The organism is Sphingomonas tagetis (genome assembly GCF_024211275.1).
In the GTDB taxonomy this organism is placed as follows: Bacteria; Pseudomonadota; Alphaproteobacteria; order Sphingomonadales; family Sphingomonadaceae; genus Sphingomonas; species Sphingomonas tagetis.
In genome coordinates, this window is record NZ_JAMLDX010000048.1 from 1 (window position 1) to 1,347 (window position 1,347).

Genomic DNA, 1,347 nt, shown 5'->3' on the forward strand with positions numbered 1-1,347 from the left:
CCGGGTCTGGTGATCCTGGGCAAGCAGGCGATCGACGACGACAACAACCAGACCGGGCAGATGCTGGCGGCATTGCTCGGCTGGGGCCAGGGCACGTTCGCGAGCAAGGTCGAGGTGTCGGGCAGCACGGTGGACGTGACGCGCGAGGTCGATGGCGGGCTCGAGACGGTTAAGCTCAACACCCCGGCGATCGTGACCACCGACCTTCGCCTCAACGAGCCGCGCTATGCTTCGCTGCCCAACATCATGAAGGCCAAGAGCAAGCCGCTCGAGCAGAAGACCCCGGCCGATTACGGGGTCGATGTGACGCCGCGGCTGACGGTGGTGAGCGTGACCGAGCCGGCCAAGCGCGTGGCGGGCGTGAAGGTTGCGGATGTGGATGAGCTGGTTGCCAGGCTCAAGGCGCTGGGAGTTGCGAAATGAGCGTGCTGGTGTGGGTCGAACACGACAATGCGTCGGTCAAGGACGCGACGCTGGCTGCAGTCACTGCGGGCGGCAAGCTGGGCGACGTGGTCGCGCTGGTCGCGGGACAGGGCGCGCAGGGCGCGGCCGATGCCGCGGCGAAGATCGCCGGTGTCTCCAAGGTGCTGCTGGCGGATGACGCAGCTTACGGTCATGCGCTGGCCGAGAATGTCGCGCCGCTGATCGCCGAGCTCATGTCGGGTTACGACGCGTTCGTCGCGCCGGCCACGACCACCGGCAAGAACATCGCCCCGCGCGTCGCCGCGCTGCTCGACGTGATGCAGGTGAGCGAGATCCTGTCGGTCGAAAGCGCCGACACCTTCACCCGCCCGATCTATGCCGGCAACGCGATCGCGACGGTCAAGTCGAGTGATGCGAAGAAGGTCCTCACCGTCCGCGGCACGGCGTTCGAGAAGGCGGCGACGACAGGCGGGTCGGCAAGCGTCGAGACTATCTCGGGCAAGGGCGACAGCGGCCTCTCGAGCTTCGTCGGTTCGGAGATCGCCAAGTCGGAGCGCCCGGAACTGACCAGCGCGAAGGTGATCGTCTCGGGCGGCCGCGCGCTGCAGAATAGCGAGAACTTCCATGCGCTGATCGAGCCGCTCGCCGACAAGCTCGGCGCAGGCGTCGGCGCGAGCCGCGCTGCGGTCGATGCGGGCTATGTCCCCAACGATTATCAGGTCGGCCAGACCGGCAAGATCGTCGCCCCCGAAGTGTACATCGCGGTCGGCATCTCCGGCGCGATCCAGCACCTTGCCGGCATGAAGGACTCCAAGACCATCATCGCCATCAACAAGGACGAGGACGCCCCCATCTTCCAGGTCGCCGACATCGGACTGGTCGGCGACCTCTTCAAGATCGTGCCCGAACTCACCGAGAAACTGT

2 protein-coding genes are annotated in these 1,347 nt (G+C 66.4%); both read left to right on the top strand.

What is annotated here, in order from left to right; all coding sequences use genetic code 11:
- On the top strand, nucleotides 1–423 hold a 423-nt coding region (locus M9978_RS22930; RefSeq protein ID WP_254297481.1), incomplete at its 5' end, for an electron transfer flavoprotein subunit beta/FixA family protein.
- The coding region (locus tag M9978_RS22935; protein WP_254297484.1) for an electron transfer flavoprotein subunit alpha/FixB family protein at nucleotides 420–1,347 on the top strand (928 nt) is incomplete at its 3' end. The genes M9978_RS22930 and M9978_RS22935, both read left to right, overlap by 4 nt.